Genomic DNA, 16,638 nt, shown 5'->3' with positions numbered 1-16,638 from the left:
TTCAAGAATGGCTCAGGGACCAGAAAATTTCTTGCCTAGAAATTCGAATGATTTGATCCAGGCCGCCTCAAACTCTTCCTTGGTGATCGGTTCGAGGTTGAGGCGGCCATTTTCGTCGTAGGGGGGTGACTTATCATTCGGGTCAAGCAGACAGTCCGTCAGAACTCCCCCGTACACTGAATTGACGTACCACCTCCGTCGCTCGTCGGTGTAGCCCGTACCGTCGCGGAGCAGAATACGCACCTGCCGGGAGGGATATTCCCCAACATATTCGACCAGTTCTTCGGTTTCTTCTTTCCCCGTATCTCCGTGCATACGGAAATAGCGCAAGCCTCTGCTCACGCCCGCACGTGCCCATCCCCCACGACGACCCACTTGGTCGTGGTGAGTTCGCGCAGGCCCATCGGCCCCCGCGCGTGCAGCTTCTGGGTGCTGATGGCGACCTCAGCCCCCAGACCGAGCTGGCCGCCGTCGTTGAAGCGGGGGCTGGCGTTCACCATCACGGCGGCGCTGTCCACGTCCTGCACGAAGCGTTCGGCCTGGGCGGGGTCGCGGGTCAGGATCACGTCGGTGTGGTTGCCGTGCGCGGCGATGAAGTCGAGGGCTTCCTCCAACCCGCCCACCGTGCGGACGCTGGCGGTCAGGGCGAGAAACTCGGTGCCGTAGTCGGCGTCCGTCGCGGGCTGGGCCTCCACTCCGGCGGCCTGAAGCGCGGCCAGGGCGGGCGGGTCGGCCCGCAGGGTCACGCCGCCCGTGATCAGGGCACGGGCAATGGCGGGCAGGGCGGAGAGCGCTCCCGCGTGAATCAGCAGGGTGTCGAGAGCATTGCAGGCGCTGGGCTTCTGCACTTTGGCATTGCGGATGAGCTGGACGGCCCGCTCCACATCGGCGGGATCACGGGTGAAACTCTCGTCCAGGTAGATGTGGACGACCCCGATGCCGCCCACGATGACGGGCACGGTCGCATTCTCCACGCAGTAGCGGTGCAGGCCCGCCCCGCCGCGCGGAATGATCGCGTCCACCAGATCGTCCAGGCGCAGGAGTTCCAGCATCCGCTCGCGGGCCGGGTCGCGGATCACCTGCACGGCGTCCTCGGGGAGGTCCTGGGAGGCCAGGGCGCTGCGGATCGCGTTCTCCAGAGCCGCGTTGCTGTTCACCGTCTCCTTGCCGCCGCGCAGGATCACCGCGTTGCCGCTCATCAGGGCGAGGGCGGCCACGTCCACGGTCACGTTCGGGCGGCTCTCGTAGATCACCCCCAGGACGCCGAGTGGGACGCGCATTTGCCGCACGCGGATGCCGCTGGGGAGCGTCTGCTCGGGCGTCCGCTCCCCCACCGGGTCGGGCAGTCCCGACACCGCCTCCACGTCATCCGCGATGGCGGCGAGCGAGGCGGCGTCCAGGCGCAGGCGGGCGACCATGTGGGCAGGCAAGCCTGCCGCCTGCGCCGCCTCCACATCCCGTGCGTTCGCGGCCAGAATCACGGCCTCGTGTGCCCGCAGTTCCCGCGCGATGGCGTGCAGGGCCGCCGCCTTGCGCGCGGTGGGCAGCGAGCGCAGCACCCGCGCCGCCGCCCGCGCCCGCTGGCCCAGGTCACGGACAGTGAGAGCCTCCGTCGTCATGGGGGCAGGGTAGCAGGGCCGGTGGCGGGTGGCCCGGGGCTTGTCGAGAGGGCGCGGTGCGCGGGAGACGGGGCTGCGCTTTTCCCGCGCACCGCGTCCTACAGCCGCACCAGATCGTCCCGGTGGACCGCCTCCGGCCCGTAGGTGAACCCCAGCACCCCCTCGATGTCCCGTGAGTGGCGCCCGGCGATCCGCGCCAGATCGGCGGCGCGGTAGCGCGTCAGGCCGCGCGCGACCTCGCTGCCGTCGGGGGCGAGGAGGCGGACGGTGTGGCCGCGCTCGAAGGGACCGTGGACGGCGGTGATTCCGGCGGGCAGGAGGCTGCCGCCGCGTTCGCGCACAGCTCGGGCGGCGCCCTCGTCCAGCAGGACGCGGCCCAGGGCAATTTCCGCCAGAATCCAGCGTTTGCGGGCCTCCAGACGCGAGCCGTGCGCCACAAAGCGCGTGCCGAGCGCCTCGCCGTTCACGATGCGGGCGAGCGCGTTCTCGGTGTCGCCGGGGGCGATCACGACCGGCGTTCCGGCGCGGGTGGCGATCTCGGCGGCCTGAAGCTTGGTGTGCATCCCGCCCGTGCCCCGGTGGCTGCCTGCCCCGCCCGCGAGCGCCCAGATGTCCGGCGTCACCCGCTCCACCACCGGGATCAGGGTGGCCGTAGGATCGCTGCGCGGGTCGGCGGTGTAGAGGCCGGGCGCGTCGGTCAGGATCACCAGCAGATCGGCCTCGACCAGATTGGCGACGAAGGCGGAGAGGGTGTCGTTGTCGCCCACCTTGATCTGTTCGGCGGCCACCGCGTCGTTCTCGTTGATGATCGGCAGCACGCCCCGGCTCAGACAGCCCTCCAGGGTGGTCCGGGCATTCAGGTAGCGGGTGCGGTCGCGGAAGTCGTCGGCGGTCAGGAGAACCTGCGCGACGGGCAGGCCGTACAGGTCCGCGATGCTGGCATACAGGTGCATCAGCCGCCCCTGCCCGACCGCCGCGAGGAGCTGTTTTTCGGCCAGGGTTCGGTCACGTGGCGGGAACCCCAGCGCCTCCCACCCGGCCAGCACCGCCCCGCTGGTCACCAGCACGGCCTCGTGCCCCGCCGCGCGCACCGCCGCCAGCCCGCGCAGCAGGTCCACCAGCCGGGGCCGGTGCAGGCGGTCGGTCCCCGCCGTGAGGACACTGGTGCCGAGCTTCAGGACGACGCGCATGGCGTCAGGATAGGGGGAGACAGGGCAGGCGGGGCGCGGCTCGCCTATGCGTGCGGGGTGGGTGCCCGCCGCAGGAAGGGGCCACAGACAGGGGGAGTATGCTGGGATTGACCTCGCGTGGAGCCCCTGCCGGGCCAAGTGGGCCTGGTCCCGCCAGGGGCAAAGGAGGCTACGCTCCGAACGGGAGCACCCCAGACCTGCTGCCCCCGTCAGACGGACGGATGTCCGGCAGCCACGTTCCCTCATAGGCACAAGGAGGATCATATGCAGCCGAAAACCGCCGCCCAGATGGTGCAGGAGGCCAGACAGCGCGTCGAGAATCTCTCGGTCGATCAGGTCGCCGCCGAACTGGACCGGGGCGACGCCGTATTGATCGACCTCCGTGAACCCGGCGAACAGGACCAGATGGGGACCATTCCAGGGGCCGTGAGTGCGCCGCGCGGGATGCTGGAATTCTGGGCCGACCCCGCGAGTCCCTACCACCGCAGCGAGTTTGACCCCGGCCGCCGCATCATTCTGCACTGCGCTTCCGGGGGCCGTTCCGCCCTGGCCGCCGATACCTTGCAGCAGCTGGGCTATGCGAACGTGGCCCATCTCGACGGCGGGATGAAAGCCTGGGCCGAGGCCGGACGGCCCGTAGCAAAGCGGACAGCAGAACAGCCGTGACGCTAGGGCGTCTCCGGCTCCACCTCCCCCCGCAGGCCCCGGAACGTGTCGCGCAGCAGCCGCGCCGCCTCCCCGGCCCGGACACCACCCGTCACGGCAGGTCGGTGGCCCCAGTGGGACGCCAGCAGGTCGCTGACCCCCCCCAGCGCCCCCGCTTTCGGATTCCGCGCGCCGTACACCACCCGCCCCACCCGCGCTTCCAGCGCCGCGCCCAGGCACATCGGGCAGGGTTCCAGCGTGACCACCAGTGTGCAGTCCGTCAGATAGGGGGTGCCGAGGGTCTGGGCGGCCTCGCGCAGGGCGGCCAGTTCGGCATGCCGGGTCATGTCCCCGTGTTCGCGGCTGGTGTTGCGGCCCCGTCCGACGATGGTCCCGCCGGGACCGAGGACGACCGCGCCGACCGGCACCTCGCCCACCCGCGCCGCCTCGTGGGCCAGCTTCAGGGCCTCGCCCATCGCGGCGTGGAGGAGGTCTTCAGGAACGCCCGCCTCTTCCCGTGCCCCGACCGCCCACAGCGGGGGGCGCAGGCCGACCCACCGCACCTCCGCGCCCACCGCCAGGAGCGGCACGCGGTCCCGTGCCTCACGCGGCACCTTCGCGCCCCCCAGCACGTCGCTGAGCTTGCGGGTCCCACCCGGCAGGCGCACGCGGTCCCCCGGCTGCCGGGTGCGCAGGGTCCAGCCGCCGGGAATGGGGAAGTCGGGGGCAGACCAGACCTGGGGCGTCAGGTGGAGCCTTCCACCCGTCACGGTCACGTCGCGCGCACCGGGCAGGGTCACGTGCGCCGTCTCCCCCGTGCCCAGCGCGGCGGCGAGGCGTTCCACGTGGCCGGTGTGGTACGGGAGGTCCGCGCCCGTCAGGGCCTGCGCGACATGGCGGCGCAGGACGGCGGGCGGCTGGTCCGCCAGCGGCGCATGGGCGGTCAACCGGGCCGCAAGTTCGGTCAGGGCTCCGTCGTCCTCGCGTGCGAGGCGGGCGACGCGCGCCAGGGCCGCCTCCACGTCGGGGAAACGGGCGGCCAGCAGGGGCAGCACCACCGTCCGCAGCCAGGCGCGGGTCTGGGAAGGGTCGGCGTTGGTCGGGTCCTCGCGCCAGTCCTGGCCGAGCGCATGCAAGAACGCCTCCAGGTCGGCGCGGGGAACATCCAGCCAGGGACGCCGGACCCGGCCCCGCGCGGGCGGGATGCCGTTCAGGACCGCCTCGCCGCGCAGCAGTTGCAGCAGCACCGTCTCGGCCTGGTCGCGGCGGGTGTGGGCGGTCAGGATGGCTGAAGCGCCGTGCCGTTTGGCGACCCTGCCCAGGAACTCGTAGCGCACGCGCCGGGCCGCGTCCTCCAGATTCCAGCCGCGCCGGGCCGCGACCGCCGCCACGTCCACCCGCGTTTCCTCGAAGGGCACGTCCAGCTTTTCCGCCAGTTCGCGCACCCACGCGGCATCCTCCGCCGAGTCCGGGCGCAGGGCGTGGTCGAGATGCGCCGCGACAGGCTGCGCTCCGGCCAGCACCAGCGCCCGCAGCAGTGCCACGCTGTCCGCCCCGCCCGACACGCCCAGGACGACCGTCTGACCCGCGTACGGCTCCAGCGGCGTGAGAAGGGCGGGCATAGGCGGCATTGTAGGGTGCGGGCATGACCGACCCCAGGCAGTCCCCGCCGCTGCGGCGAACCTACGACGTGATCGTGCTGAACGGCGGTTCCAGTGCCGGAAAATCCACGCTGGCCCGGCAACTGCAAGCCCAGTTGTGCGAAGCGTGGTTGACCCTGGGGACCGACACGTTCCTGGCCGCCCTGCCGCCTGCCCTGCAAGCCTCGGACGCGGGCATCACCTTCGGGGAGGACGGGCAGATCGAGGTGGGTGCAGAATTTCGCCGCCTGGACATGGCCTGGAGCCGGGGCGTGGCCGGGCTGGCCCGTGCGGGCGCCCCCGTGATCGTGGACGAGGTGTTTCTGGGCGGCGGCGCCTCGCAGGCCCGCTGGCGGGAGGCGCTGACCGGCCTGCGGGTGCTGTGGGTCAGCGTGAGATGTGATCCCGAAGAGGCCGCCCGCCGGGAACAGGCCAGGGGCGACCGCGTACCGGGGATGGCCCGGCATCAGGCCACGCTGGTGCATCAGGGCGTCACCTCCGACCTGGAGGTGGACCTGACCCATCTGTCCCCCGCCGAGGGCGCCGCGCAGATCGTCCGCCGGGTGCAGGGAGCCTGAGCACCGGAACCGAGTCCCGTCCCCTCATGCGCCCGCACCTACAATGACCCCCATGCCCCTCCGCGCCGGTCAGCCCGCCCCCGACTTCGATGTCCGCAGCGACGATGGTCGGCGCGTGCGCCTAGCCGACCTGCGCGGGCAGTGGGTGGTGCTGTACTTCTACCCGCGTGCGAACACGCCCGGCTGCTCCACCGAGGCGCGGCGCTTCGAGGCGGCCCTGCCCGAGTTCGGGCGCCTGAACGCCGCCGTGATCGGCATCAGCACGGACACCGAGGCGCGGCAGGCGAATTTCCGCGACAACTGCGGCCTCAGCTTCCCGCTGATTCCCGACAGTGAACGCACCCTGTCGCGGGCCTACGGCGTGATCGGCGGGCTGGGCGGGCTGCTGGGCCTGGCCGCCCGCCAGACGTTCCTGATCGACCCGGAGGGCAACCTCGCCCACCACTGGCGCACCGTGAACCCCGCCACCCACGCGGCCGACGTGCTGCGCTGGCTCCAGCAACACACCTGAAGGGGCCGCTCCCACCCGGAGGACGGCCCCTTCTGTTGCTGAACGCTGACCGCTCCTACAGGCTTGCCAGCGCCTCCCGCATGATCTTCAGCCCCGTCTCCGCCTCCTCGCGGGTGAGGATCAGCGGCGGGCTGATGCGGATCACGGCCTCGCCGCAGTCGAGGTTCAGCAGGCCGCGCTCGAACATCGCCATGCTGGCGCGGTCGCGCAGCTTGCCGTCGGGGCTGCCGTCCGGCTTCACGAACTCCAGGCCGATGAAGAGGCCCGCGCCGCGCACGTCGCCCAGGAAGGGGAACTCGGCCTGCATCTTCCGCAGCTCGTCCATGATGTACGTGCCCACGCTGGCCGCGTTGTCCATCAGGCTCTCGCCGCAGCCGGGGTGCCCCACCTCGCCTTCGAGCAGATCGAGGGTGGCGTGTGCCGCTGCCGCCGCGACCGGGTTCCCGCCGAAGGTCGAGCCGTGCGAGCCGACCGGCCAGGTCATCACGCTTTCTTTGGCCAGCATCGCGCTGATCGGCAGGCCCGAGGCGATGCCCTTCGCCAGCGTGATGATGTCGGGTTGCACGTCGAAATGCTGGAACGAGAACATCTTCCCGCTGCGGCCCATTCCGGCCTGCACCTCGTCGAAGATCAGCACGATGCCGTATTTGTCGCACAGGGCGCGCAGTTTCGGCAGGAAGTCGGCGGGCGGCACGATATAGCCCCCTTCACCCTGCATCGGCTCAATGATGATCGCGGCCACCTCGTCGGCGGGAATCACGCCCACGAACAGCGACTCGATGTGGTCGATGACGGCCTGCCCACAGGCTTCGGACGTGCTGCCGAGGGGCGGGCGGAAGGGGTTAGGGTACGGGACGTGTGTGACGTTCGGCAGGAGGGGGCCGAAACCGCGCTTGTACTTTGTCTTGCTGCCGGTCAGCGTGATCGCGCCGTAGGTCCGTCCGTGGAAGGAGCCGAGCGTGGAAATGACGTGCGTGCGCCCGGTGTGGTTGCGCGCCAGCTTGATTGCCGCCTCGACCGCCTCCGCGCCGGAGTTGCCGAAGAACACGCGCCACTTCTCGCCGGGCTTCTCGACGTGCTTGACCAGCCGCTCCGCGAGGCTGGTGGTGATTTCCTGTGGGTAGTCGGTCAGGCAGACGTGGCTGAACTTCGTCACCTGCTCCTGCACGGCCTTCACGACATGCGGGTGCGCGTGACCGGTCGTGCTGACGGCGATCCCCGCGAAGAAGTCCAGCATGGTGTTCCCGTCCACGTCGGTCAGCCACACGCCCTTGCCATGATCCGGCACGAAGGGATAGGGGCGCATGTAGGAGGTGGAGAGGTGTTGAGCGTCGCGCTCCATGATGGCCTGCGTCTTGGGGCCGGGGAGGGTGGTTTTGAGTTCGGGCTGGCGGGCTTTAGGAAGAGTGGTCATAGGGACTCCTTAGCTGGTTTAGAGGTTGGGGACAAGCGCGGCAATATGTGGGGGCAACCCTTCGACCCAATCAGCAATTCGCGTGCGTACATCCACGATTTTTCCGGGCACTGGGACATTAAGTTGTGGCAGGGCCAAGTTACGCACATTTTCCAGTGAATCTAACCAGTTTCGCCCAAAGCCAAGCGGGCCGACCGGCTCAGTGACATCGTTCATAGGATCGAAACCGATTTCCGACACGGCATAGAAATTGGCTGTGTAACGGTGTTCCACCGCCTCAAAAACGGCAAATCTCGTTGAGTGATACTCCGGGATGTTTCCCCCTCTTCTGTATTCTAAACACACCGCAGGATGCGAATACCAGTAGAGAGCAAGGGCCACAGCTTCCGGGCAACTTCTTTGATTAGCCATCCACACTGCCAGATGAAAGTAGAAGTGGTCCAGATAGAGCCACGCAAAACACATCCAGTCCTCGGCAGGTGCCTCTTGTAGGTAGTTCAGCGCTGCCCAGTCGTGCCGGTCCATGCCCCTATTCTTGTATTCTTGCCTCAATCCCCGCTCACCGCCTGCGGTTCGTTCACCTGACCGTCGGGCGCGGTGGCGGTCACAGTCGTTTCATGCGTCAGCGGCCCGCTGTTCTCCCCCACGCCATACGCCGCCCACTTGTCCTCGCGGCTGTTGAGGCGGTGCTGGGTCGCGCCGGGGCGGTTGCGGCTCTCGCTGAACTCGCGAGGTTCGATGGAGATGCGCTCGCCTTCCATCAGGCCGTAGATGCCGCTCTGGCCGGGTTCGCGGCGCTGCCACTCTTCAGGAACGGCCATATCGGGGCCGGTGTAGTCGGTCGGCTCGGAGTAGGCGGCGATGTAGCCCTCGAAGTTGCGGAGAATCAGTTTCTCGGGGCTGTGGCTGAGGACGTAGTTGGGCGCGACGGGAATCTTGCCGCCGCCACCGGGCGCGTCCACCACGTAGGTCGGAACGCTGTAGCCGCTGGTGTGGCCGCGCAGGCTCTCCATGATCTCCAGACCCTTGGCCACGGTGGTGCGCAGGTGCCCGGCGCCATGAACCAGATCGCACTGGTAGATGTAGTAGGGCCGCACGCGAATCTTGACCAGTTCGCGCAGCAGCTTCTGCATGATCACCGGGTGGTCGTTCACGCCGCGCAGCAGCACGCTCTGGTTGCCCAGGGGCACGCCCGCGCGGGTGAGGCGGTCGCAGGCATCCGCGACTTCCGGCGTGATCTCCTTGGGGTGGTTGACGTGGATGTTCATCCACAGCGGGTGGTGCGCGGCCAGCACGTCGCAGAGTTCCTGCGTGACGCGCATGGGCATGAAGACCGGGACGCGCGTGCCGATGCGGATGATCTCGATGTGCTCGATCTTGCGAAGTTCGGAGAGCAGACCCGCGAGCACCTTCGGCGCGAGGGTGAGGGGATCGCCGCCGGAGAGCAGCACGTCGCGGACCTGGGGCGTGTTGCGCAGGTAGTTCAGTTGCGCCTCGTACTCGGCGGGTTTGAACGTCTCGCTGGGGTCACCCACAATCCGGCTGCGGGTGCAGTAGCGGCAGTAGCTCGCACACTGCGTCGTGACCAGCATCAGCACGCGGTCAGGGTAACGGTGGACCAGGCCGGGGACGGGGCTGTGCTTGTCCTCCGCGAGCGAGTCCTCCATCATCGAGGTGAAGGGTTCGAGTTCGTGATGGGTGGGGATCACCTGACGGCGCACCGGGCAGGTGGGGTCTTCCGGGTCCATCAGCGAGGCGAAGTACGGCGTGATGTCCAGGCGGAAGATGCCTTCGGCGCTCGCGCCCGCCCGCTCGGAGGGGGTCAGGCGGATGACCTCTTCGAGTTCCTCGACGGAGTTGATGCGGTTCTTGAGCTGCCACTTCCAGTCGTACCACTGCTCGTCGGGCACGTCCTGCCACTTGGGGGCGCGGTGGTTGCGGGGCAGCATCTGTTGGGACCGGACGGTCGCCTCCGGGTGCAGTTTCGTGGGGGTGGGCATGGAAAGCCTCCTGGGGAGAAAAAAGTGAGTGCTGTCTCCTTTATTCTGGCGACCCCAAAGCCCTATTGGAAGGCGCGCAGCACGCGCTTACGCCACTTCTCCCCACACACCAAGCTGGCAAACGCCACCCCACACCTTGCAATTGTTAAGATGGGTTTATGAAGCAGCACGGCGGCAACCTCGATCCCCTCGACCACCGCATTCTGGAAGAACTGCAAACCGACTCGCGCCTGAGCATGCGCGAACTGGGCCGCCGCGTCGGCCTCTCGGCGCCCGCCGTGACCGAGCGGGTGCGGCGACTGGAAGACGCGGGCGTGATTCTGGGCTACGGCGTGCGGGTGGCCTCCAAGCCGCTAGGGCGCACCATCACCGCTTTTATCGGCGTGCAGGACAGCGGGCGCAACGACCCCACCCTGGTCCGCTGGGCCAGAAAACACGACGGCGTGCTGGAATGTCACAGCGTCACGGGAGACAATTCCTGCATCCTGAAGGTCGCCGTGCCGGACGTGGGCGCGCTGGAAACCATGCTGGCCGACCTGATCGCCATGGGCTTCACCTGCGACACCAGCATCGTGCTGAGTACGCCGCTGGAGGGGAAAACGCTGTTGCCGCCGAACTAGGCGGAGAGCCAGGGAAGCTGAGCAACAGCACTTCCGGCCCGCCGCTCTCTGCCTTCAGCTCGCGGCGCCCCGCCGCGTGTGCGCCCCGTACCTTTGGAGCAACTCCCACCCAGCCCCGCTCGCCATCACCGCGCGGGCCTGCGCCACGCCCCCCGCGATGCTGCCCACACGCTCGGCCGTGCGGAGGGCGGCCCCGGCGTTCAGCGCCACGATGTCGCGCTGGGCGGGGGTACCGCCGCCAGTGAGGAGGGCGCGGGTGATCTCGGCGTTCTCGGCGGGACTGCCGCCCACGATGGCCTCCTTGGGGTGGAGGCTCACGCCGAACTCCTCGGGGTGCATGGTGCGGTCGATCACCTCACCGTCGCGCAAACCGGTGACCGTGTTCGCGCCGCAGACGGTGAACTCGTCCAGGCCGCTGCCGTAAACGACTGTCGCCCCCTTCGCTCCGAGCAGGCGCAACACCTCCGCGAGCATCCGCGTCAGCTCGGGCCGGTAGACGCCGACCACCAGATGCGACGCCCCGGCGGGGTTGGCGAGCGGCCCCAGGATGTTGAACACCGTGCGGGCGGCGAGGTCGGCGCGGACGGGCGCGGCGTGGCGCAGGGCCGGGTGGTAGTTGCGCGCGAACATGAACCCGATGCCCAGTTCGTTCACGCCGTCCGCCACCACCTGCGGCGAGGCGTCCAGGTTCACGCCCAGGGCCTCCAGCACGTCGGCACTCCCGGCGCGGCTGCTCGCGGCGCGGTTGCCGTGTTTGGCGACCGGCACACCCGCCGCCGCCACCACAAAGGCCGTCGTGGTGCTGATGTTGAAGGTATGGGCGCCGTCGCCCCCGGTGCCCACCACGTCGAGCAAGACTTCGCGGGGCGCCACCTGCACCCGCACCGCGTTTTCACGCATCGCCTGGGCGAACCCCGCGATTTCCTCGGGCGTCTCGCCACGGACGCGCAGGGCGGCCAGCGCCGCCGCGAGGCGCACGCCGCTCACGTTGCCTTCCATCACCTCGCGCATGAAGGCTTCCGCCTCCGCCTGGGTCAGAATCTCGCCGTTCATCAGGCGGGCGTGCATCATGCGGCCATCGGGGGGAGCGGTCACGGAAGAGGAAACGGTCATGCGTGGGCCTCCTGCTGCGCCTTGTGATCTCGCACCATATTCAGAAAGTTTCGCATCATTGCCATGCCGTCTTCCGTGGCGATGCTCTCCGGGTGGAACTGCACGCCGAAGACCGGATACTCACGGTGACGCAGCGCCATCAGGACTTCCTCCTGCGGGTCGCTCGTCCAGGCGACCGGCACGAGTTCGGGCGGCAGGTCGCGCACCAGCAGGGAGTGGTAGCGCGTGACCCGCACCCCGTCCCCCAGGCCCGCGAACAGGCCCGAGCCGTCATGCCGCACTGCGCTCGTTTTGCCGTGAACGGGCAACGCCGCCCGCTCCACCCGCGCCCCGAACGCCTCCCCGATGCTCTGATGGCCCAGGCAGACACCAAGTGTCGGATACGTCGGCCCCAACTCGCGGATGACTTCCACGCTCAGGCCCGCCTCGCGCGGCGTGCAGGGACCGGGTGAGACGACGATGGCGTCGGGGTCGAGGTACCGCACGTCATCGAGTGTGAACTGGTCGTTGCGCCAGACCGTCAGCTCACAGCCCAACTCACCGAAATACTGGACAAGGTTGTAAGTGAAGGAGTCGTAGTTGTCGATCAGGAGGATTCGCAGGGGCGGGATCATGTCGCCACCGTCGCTTTCTCTTTTTGCAAAAAGACCAGGGGCAGGCCGCCGTGCTGCTCCACACGGTCACGGACGTAGCCGAGGCGCTCGTAGAGGCGCAGGTTTGCCGTACTGCGCTCCCCCGTGAACAGTTCCAGGGTACGAGTGGGCAGGGCCGCTTCAATGGCGTGCAGAAGGTGAGTGCCGTACCCCCGACCCTGCTCCGCCGGTTCAACGATGAGGCGTCCAATCTGTCCCACCCCGGCGCTGTCTACAAACCCACGCACCGACCCGATAAGCCGCCCGTCCAGCACGCCTTTCAGGACGGTCTGCCTTCCGGCCTCCCCCCGCAATTCCGCCAGGGTCTGCGTCATGGCCGGGAGTGTCGCTTCGGGGTACAGCGCCGCTTCAGATGCATAAGCGCGGCGTTGCAGGGCGAGGATGGCAGGCAGGTCGTCCAAGGCCGCAAGTTCAATGACCATCACAACCCCCCTGCCGCCATCTCCGCCGCCCGCATCAGCGCCGCCGCCTTGCTGCGCGTCTCCTGCTCCTCGCTCGCCGGGTCGCTGTCGGCCACGATGCCCGCCCCGGCCTGGATGTGGAGCCTGCCATTTGCAATCACCATCGTCCGCAGCGTCAGCGCCATGTCCAGGCTGCCGTCGAAGGCGATGTAGCCGAAAGCGCCGCCGTAGGGACCGCGCCGGACGGGTTCGAGTTCGTCTATGATTTCCATCGCGCGAATCTTGGGGGCGCCGCTGACCGTGCCCATCGGCAGGACACTGGCGAGGGCGTGCAGGGGCGTCTGGCCTGCGCGCAGTTCGCCCGTGACGGTGGAGACGATGTGCATGACGTGGCTGTACCGTTCGATGCTGAAGGCGTCCTGCACCTTCACGCTGCCGTAGCCGCTCACCCTTCCCAGGTCGTTGCGGCCCAGGTCCACCAGCATCAGGTGTTCGGCCCGCTCCTTCTCGTCGGCCAGGAGTTCGGCGGCCAGGGCCTCATCCTCCTGTGGATTCGCGCCGCGCCGCCGTGTTCCGGCGATAGGGCGAGTCACGACGGTCTGCCCGTCACTCCGCAGCAGGCTCTCCGGGCTGGAGGCGACCAGCGTCACGTCCCCCAGCGCGAGGTAGCCGAGGTACGGGCTGGGATTGACCCGCCGCAGGGCCCGGTACAGCGCGAAAGGATGCACCGTGAGGTCGGCGCTGAAGCGTTGCGAGGGCACCACCTGGAAGATGTCCCCGGCGCGGATGTACTCCAGACACCTCTCCACCGCGTCCATGAAGCCCTGCGGTGTGAAGTTGCTGGTAAAGGTCGGCGCTGCGGCCCGCTCGCGTCCCGGTACCTCGTCGGGGAGGGGGCCACGCAGGCGGGCGGCGAGATTCTCCACCACCGCGTCCGCCTGCACCTGCGTGTCGGAGGTCGCCACCGCGATCAGCCGGTGCTTCAGGTGGTCGTAAATCACCATGCCCTCGGGGGCGATAAAGAGTGCGTCGGGGAGGTTCAATTCGTCGGAATTGCCGTCGGGGAGCCGTTCGTAGGCACGGATCAGGTCGTAGGCGGCGTACCCGACTGCCCCGCCGATAAAGGCAGGCAGCCCGGCGGGGAGGGGCGCGGCTCGCGTGGCCGCATGGTACAGCCGCGCGAGGGGATCGGCCTCCGGCCCGTCGAAGTCACCGAAGGTGCCACGGCTGGTCACCCGCCCGGCGCGGTACGCGAAGCGGCCCTGTTCGCCCACACCGATAAAGGAATAGCGGCCCAGTTTCTCCCCCGCCTCCACGCTCTCCAGCAGGAAGCTGACCGGGTGGCCCTGCGCGACTTTCAGATAGGCGGTGACGGGCGTGTCGAGGTCGGCATTCAGCTCCTGAACGGCGACGGCGAGGGGGGGGCGGAGGACGGTGGGGGTCATGTGGCTCCTTGGGAAAGGACAACGGGAAACGCGCCCGGTGGGGGTTCCACCTGGGCGCGTCCGGTTTCGCGGAAGGTACGGCGCGTCAAGCCCAGGCGAAGCCGGGCCACCACATCATCGCGCCGTTCACGGTCATGGGGGGAGGATAGCGCGCGGGGGGCGCGGGCGCAACGTCGTTTACACAAGTGGTCAGGAATGAGGGGGCAGTCCTGCTCCCCCGCCAGCAAACGCCTGATGTGAATGACAGGCCAAAGAGATGGGACAAGCAGGAGCAGGTTGAGCGGCTGGCAGAGGGGTAAGCTGGCGCTTACGCGATTCAAAAGCCAAGTGCGTGTGGGTGAGGGCCTTTCACTCCTCTGCTGGGCAGCTCTACGAGTCCCCCCTTGCGGGGGAGGTTGGGACTTGAAAAGCTGCGAAGCAGAGGAGGGTGGACGGCGCAACCGTCCCATCACAAGGAATTTCTGTTTTCCTCTCCCAGTGAGGAGCCGTTTTGCGCAAGTCCTAAGCTGACGGCTGACCGCTGAGAGCTACCCCCCTCACCCCCCCGGCCGGTTCGCCGCCACCCACAGCAGCAGCCCGATCAGGATCAGGTCGAAGGCCCAGGCAGCGGGTCGTTTCAGGTTGGGGTCGCGGCGGGAACGCAGGAATTGCAGGACCAACCGGGCGGCCAGCAGCGCCACGATCAGGTACGGGCTGGGAAGCGGCCCGCCCAGCAGCGGGACCAGCAGCAGCACCGCCACCAGCGTCAGCAGGAGGAGGCTGACGACGGTCAGGGCGTCCGGTCTGGGGCGCTGCGGGCGGAGGTCGCTCACCGGTCCTCGCTGCGGGGCGTGCCCCCTACGTGTTCCAGAATCAGCACGCTCATGGGCGGCAGGTTCAGGCGCAGGTGATGCGTCTGGCCGTTCCAGCCCTCCTCCTTCGCGGTCAGGTCGGGCTGCTGGGTGCCGAAGCCGCCGTATTCGCCATCGTCGCTGGAGAGCAGCACCCGGTACTCGCCGCCCTGGGGCACGCCGATGGGGTACTTCTCGCGGTAGACGGGCGTGAGGTTGGCGACGGTGAGGCTCCATGCCCCGCCGCCTTCCGCCTGGGGCCGGGGGTCACGGCGGATGTAGGCGTAGACGCTGCTTTCGGCGTCGTCGGCGCTGACCCAGAGCTGCCCCTCTTCCCAGGTGTCGCCCACGTACAGGTCAGGCCGCTCGCGGTACAGATCGTTCAGGCGGCGCACCAGATTCATGACGCCGCGGTGTTCGGGGATGTCGGTGACGTACCAGGGCAGTTCCTCGTCGTGGTTCCACTCGGTGCCCTGGGCGAACTCCTGACCCATGAACAGCAGTTTCTTGCCGGGCGTGGTCCACATCATCGCCAGGAAGGCGCGGTAGCCCGCCCGCTGCATGTACCAGTCGCCGGGCATCTTCGACACCATCGACTTCTTGAGGTGCACCACCTCGTCATGGCTGATCGCCAGGATGTAATTCTCCCCAGTGCGGTACACGTTGAAGAAGGTCAGCTTGTGGTGATGGTACTTGCGGTAGATGGGGTCCTGCTCGAAGTAATACAGCGTGTCGTTCATCCAGCCCATCGCCCACTTGTAATCGAAGCCCAGGCCGAAAGGGGTCGGGGAAGTCACGCCGGGAAAGGCCGTACTCTCCTCCGCGATCATCATGCAGCCGGGGGCCATGTGATGCACGACCTCGTTCAGCCGCTTGAGAAAGGCGATGGCTTCCAGGTTCTCGCGCCCACCGTGAATGTTGGGGACCCATTCTGTCCTTGAAAAATCGAGGTACAGCATCGAGGCCACCGCGTCCACGCGCAGGCCGTCCACATGAAAGTCCTGCAACCACTTCAGCGCCGAGCCGATCAGGAACATCACGACCTCGTTGCGGCCATAGTCGAAGATGGAGGTGTTCCAGTCGAAGTGAAAGCCCTTGCGCGGGTCGGCGTACTCGTACAGCGGCGCCCCGTCGAAGTGCGCGAGGCCCGCCTCGTCGGTCGGGAAGTGGCCGGGCACCCAGTCGAGCAGGACGCCGATACCCCGCTCGTGCAGGTGGTTGACGAGGTAGGCGAAGTCCTCCGGCGCCCCCAGGCGGCTGGTCGGCGCGTAGTAGCCGGTCACCTGATAGCCCCAGGAGCCGTCGAAGGGGTGCTCCATCACGCCCAGCAGTTCGACGTGCGTGTACCCCATATAGGTCACGTAGTCGGCCAATCGGTGCGCCAGGTCGCGGTAGTTCAGGAACCAGCCGTCCTCCCGCCGCGCCCAGGACCCCACGTGAACCTCGTAGATGCTCATGGGCCGGTCGAAGCCGGGGCCGCGCTGCCCCATCCAGGCGTCGTCCGTCCACTCGAAGGGCCGGCGCCAGATGATGCTGGCCGTGCCCGGCCGGACCTCGGTAAAGGTGCCGTAGGGGTCCATCTTGTCCACGGTGCGCCCGTCCGCCCCGGTGATGCGGAACTTGTACCGCTGCCCGTGCCGCGCCGACGGCACGAAGGCCCCCCAGAACCCGAAGTCCAGCCGCCCCAGCGGGTTGTCGAAGCCGTTCCAGCCGTTGAAGTCCCCGACCACGCTGACGTGCTGGGCATCCGGCGCCCACACGGCGAAGCGCACGCCCTCCACGCCGTTCTCGGTGACGAGGTGCGCGCCGAGGAGGTGGTCCGGGCGCACGAGGTCGGCGGTCACCAGCTTCTGGAGGTGGCCGTGATCGAGCGGCAGAGGCAGGGAACTCATGGGGGCGAGTGTAGCGGGTGGGGGGGTGTGAAAAGGGACAGGGGTCCAGACCGGCGCAGGACATGAAGGAAGGGTGGGCGCCCGTCC

17 protein-coding genes are annotated in these 16,638 nt (G+C 68.4%); 4 read left to right on the top strand and 13 right to left on the bottom strand.

Annotated elements, in window-relative coordinates; genetic code table 11:
• Positions 1 to 12: 12 nt before the first annotated feature.
• From E5F05_RS12595 to proB, 3 genes are all read right to left on the bottom strand, one after another.
• Positions 13 to 330 (bottom strand): hypothetical protein, encoded by a 318-nt coding sequence (locus tag E5F05_RS12595; RefSeq protein WP_129118968.1) that lies wholly within the window; start codon positions 328 to 330, stop codon positions 13 to 15.
• 8 nt (positions 331 to 338) lie between these two features.
• Positions 339 to 1,619 carry a glutamate-5-semialdehyde dehydrogenase gene (locus E5F05_RS12590; RefSeq protein WP_129118967.1) on the bottom strand — a complete coding sequence of 427 codons (1,281 nt, stop codon included), beginning with the start codon at positions 1,617 to 1,619 and terminating at the stop codon, positions 339 to 341.
• Between the two features lie 98 nt (positions 1,620 to 1,717).
• Positions 1,718 to 2,809, bottom strand: coding sequence for a glutamate 5-kinase (gene proB, locus E5F05_RS12585; protein ID WP_129118966.1), 1,092 nt, complete (start codon positions 2,807 to 2,809; stop codon positions 1,718 to 1,720).
• 264 nt (positions 2,810 to 3,073) lie between these two features.
• Here proB and E5F05_RS12580 point away from each other — a divergent pair, with 264 nt between their 5' ends.
• Entirely contained in the window at positions 3,074 to 3,475 is a 402-nt protein-coding gene (locus E5F05_RS12580) for a rhodanese-like domain-containing protein (RefSeq protein ID WP_129118965.1), read from the top strand.
• 2 nt (positions 3,476 to 3,477) lie between these two features.
• Here the strand turns inward: E5F05_RS12580 and tilS are convergent, their stop codons facing one another.
• On the bottom strand, positions 3,478 to 5,076 hold the full coding sequence (gene tilS, locus E5F05_RS12575) for a tRNA lysidine(34) synthetase TilS (RefSeq protein WP_129118964.1): 1,599 nt from the start codon (positions 5,074 to 5,076) through the stop codon (positions 3,478 to 3,480).
• Positions 5,077 to 5,099: 23 nt separating this feature from the next.
• Here tilS and E5F05_RS12570 point away from each other — a divergent pair, with 23 nt between their 5' ends.
• Both E5F05_RS12570 and E5F05_RS12565 read left to right on the top strand, forming a co-directional pair.
• The gene (locus tag E5F05_RS12570; RefSeq protein WP_206733012.1) at positions 5,100 to 5,672 is read left to right on the top strand and encodes a chloramphenicol phosphotransferase CPT family protein; all 573 of its coding nucleotides are present in this window, start codon (positions 5,100 to 5,102) and stop codon (positions 5,670 to 5,672) included.
• Between the two features lie 52 nt (positions 5,673 to 5,724).
• Positions 5,725 to 6,183, top strand: coding sequence for a peroxiredoxin (locus tag E5F05_RS12565; RefSeq protein ID WP_129118963.1), 459 nt, complete (start codon positions 5,725 to 5,727; stop codon positions 6,181 to 6,183).
• 55 nt (positions 6,184 to 6,238) lie between these two features.
• On the opposite strand, the gene E5F05_RS12560 is transcribed toward E5F05_RS12565, so the two are convergent.
• Genes E5F05_RS12560 through kamA form a run of 3 tightly spaced genes read right to left on the bottom strand, consistent with a single transcriptional unit; the run spans position 6,239 to position 9,597 of the window.
• Positions 6,239 to 7,597 (bottom strand): acetyl ornithine aminotransferase family protein, encoded by a 1,359-nt coding sequence (locus E5F05_RS12560; protein WP_129118962.1) that lies wholly within the window; start codon positions 7,595 to 7,597, stop codon positions 6,239 to 6,241.
• 18 nt (positions 7,598 to 7,615) lie between these two features.
• Positions 7,616 to 8,122 carry a DUF4274 domain-containing protein gene (locus E5F05_RS12555; RefSeq protein ID WP_129118961.1) on the bottom strand — a complete coding sequence of 169 codons (507 nt, stop codon included), beginning with the start codon at positions 8,120 to 8,122 and terminating at the stop codon, positions 7,616 to 7,618.
• Positions 8,123 to 8,145: 23 nt separating this feature from the next.
• Positions 8,146 to 9,597 (bottom strand): lysine 2,3-aminomutase, encoded by a 1,452-nt coding sequence (kamA, locus tag E5F05_RS12550; RefSeq protein ID WP_129118960.1) that lies wholly within the window; start codon positions 9,595 to 9,597, stop codon positions 8,146 to 8,148.
• Between the two features lie 158 nt (positions 9,598 to 9,755).
• Here kamA and E5F05_RS12545 point away from each other — a divergent pair, with 158 nt between their 5' ends.
• Positions 9,756 to 10,217, top strand: coding sequence for an Lrp/AsnC family transcriptional regulator (locus E5F05_RS12545; RefSeq protein WP_129118959.1), 462 nt, complete (start codon positions 9,756 to 9,758; stop codon positions 10,215 to 10,217).
• Positions 10,218 to 10,271: 54 nt separating this feature from the next.
• Here E5F05_RS12545 and trpD read toward each other — a convergent pair whose 3' ends face one another.
• From trpD to E5F05_RS12515, 6 genes are all read right to left on the bottom strand, one after another.
• Positions 10,272 to 11,330, bottom strand: coding sequence for an anthranilate phosphoribosyltransferase (gene trpD / locus E5F05_RS12540; protein WP_164973464.1), 1,059 nt, complete (start codon positions 11,328 to 11,330; stop codon positions 10,272 to 10,274).
• Positions 11,327 to 11,944 (bottom strand): anthranilate synthase component II, encoded by a 618-nt coding sequence (locus tag E5F05_RS12535; protein WP_129118958.1) that lies wholly within the window; start codon positions 11,942 to 11,944, stop codon positions 11,327 to 11,329. The genes trpD and E5F05_RS12535 overlap by 4 nt, the downstream gene beginning before the upstream one ends.
• Positions 11,941 to 12,405, bottom strand: a complete 465-nt coding sequence (locus E5F05_RS12530) for a GNAT family N-acetyltransferase (RefSeq protein ID WP_129118957.1) — start codon at positions 12,403 to 12,405, stop codon at positions 11,941 to 11,943. Before E5F05_RS12530 ends, E5F05_RS12535 begins: the two co-directional genes overlap by 4 nt.
• The gene (gene trpE, locus E5F05_RS12525) at positions 12,405 to 13,829 is read right to left on the bottom strand and encodes an anthranilate synthase component I (protein ID WP_129118956.1); all 1,425 of its coding nucleotides are present in this window, start codon (positions 13,827 to 13,829) and stop codon (positions 12,405 to 12,407) included. Before trpE ends, E5F05_RS12530 begins: the two co-directional genes overlap by 1 nt.
• A gap of 536 nt (positions 13,830 to 14,365) precedes the next feature.
• Positions 14,366 to 14,641 (bottom strand): hypothetical protein, encoded by a 276-nt coding sequence (locus tag E5F05_RS12520; RefSeq protein WP_129118955.1) that lies wholly within the window; start codon positions 14,639 to 14,641, stop codon positions 14,366 to 14,368.
• Entirely contained in the window at positions 14,638 to 16,551 is a 1,914-nt protein-coding gene (locus tag E5F05_RS12515; protein WP_129118954.1) for a 1,4-alpha-glucan branching enzyme, read from the bottom strand. The genes E5F05_RS12520 and E5F05_RS12515 overlap by 4 nt, the downstream gene beginning before the upstream one ends.
• Positions 16,552 to 16,638 lie beyond the last annotated feature (87 nt).

The sequence above is a fragment of the Deinococcus metallilatus genome (genome assembly GCF_004758605.1).
Taxonomy (GTDB): domain Bacteria; phylum Deinococcota; class Deinococci; order Deinococcales; family Deinococcaceae; genus Deinococcus; species Deinococcus metallilatus.
This window is presented reverse-complemented; position numbering and strand designations above follow the sequence as displayed.

Excerpts from the sequence above, each read along its gene's own strand:
- E5F05_RS12545 (WP_129118959.1), top strand. The coding sequence starts at position 9,756 with ATGAAGCAGCACGGCGGCAACCTCGATCCCCTCGACCACCGCATTCTG.
- E5F05_RS12530 (WP_129118957.1), bottom strand. The coding sequence starts at position 12,405 with ATGGTCATTGAACTTGCGGCCTTGGACGACCTGCCTGCCATCCTCGCC.
- trpE (WP_129118956.1), bottom strand. The coding sequence starts at position 13,829 with ATGACCCCCACCGTCCTCCGCCCCCCCCTCGCCGTCGCCGTTCAGGAG.
- kamA (WP_129118960.1), bottom strand. The coding sequence starts at position 9,597 with ATGCCCACCCCCACGAAACTGCACCCGGAGGCGACCGTCCGGTCCCAA.
- E5F05_RS12515 (WP_129118954.1), bottom strand. The coding sequence starts at position 16,551 with ATGAGTTCCCTGCCTCTGCCGCTCGATCACGGCCACCTCCAGAAGCTG.
- trpD (WP_164973464.1), bottom strand. The coding sequence starts at position 11,330 with ATGACCGTTTCCTCTTCCGTGACCGCTCCCCCCGATGGCCGCATGATG.
- E5F05_RS12570 (WP_206733012.1), top strand. The coding sequence starts at position 5,100 with ATGACCGACCCCAGGCAGTCCCCGCCGCTGCGGCGAACCTACGACGTG.
- E5F05_RS12580 (WP_129118965.1), top strand. The coding sequence starts at position 3,074 with ATGCAGCCGAAAACCGCCGCCCAGATGGTGCAGGAGGCCAGACAGCGC.
- proB (WP_129118966.1), bottom strand. The coding sequence starts at position 2,809 with ATGCGCGTCGTCCTGAAGCTCGGCACCAGTGTCCTCACGGCGGGGACC.
- E5F05_RS12565 (WP_129118963.1), top strand. The coding sequence starts at position 5,725 with ATGCCCCTCCGCGCCGGTCAGCCCGCCCCCGACTTCGATGTCCGCAGC.
- E5F05_RS12560 (WP_129118962.1), bottom strand. The coding sequence starts at position 7,597 with ATGACCACTCTTCCTAAAGCCCGCCAGCCCGAACTCAAAACCACCCTC.
- E5F05_RS12535 (WP_129118958.1), bottom strand. The coding sequence starts at position 11,944 with ATGATCCCGCCCCTGCGAATCCTCCTGATCGACAACTACGACTCCTTC.
- E5F05_RS12555 (WP_129118961.1), bottom strand. The coding sequence starts at position 8,122 with ATGGACCGGCACGACTGGGCAGCGCTGAACTACCTACAAGAGGCACCT.
- tilS (WP_129118964.1), bottom strand. The coding sequence starts at position 5,076 with ATGCCCGCCCTTCTCACGCCGCTGGAGCCGTACGCGGGTCAGACGGTC.
- E5F05_RS12590 (WP_129118967.1), bottom strand. The coding sequence starts at position 1,619 with ATGACGACGGAGGCTCTCACTGTCCGTGACCTGGGCCAGCGGGCGCGG.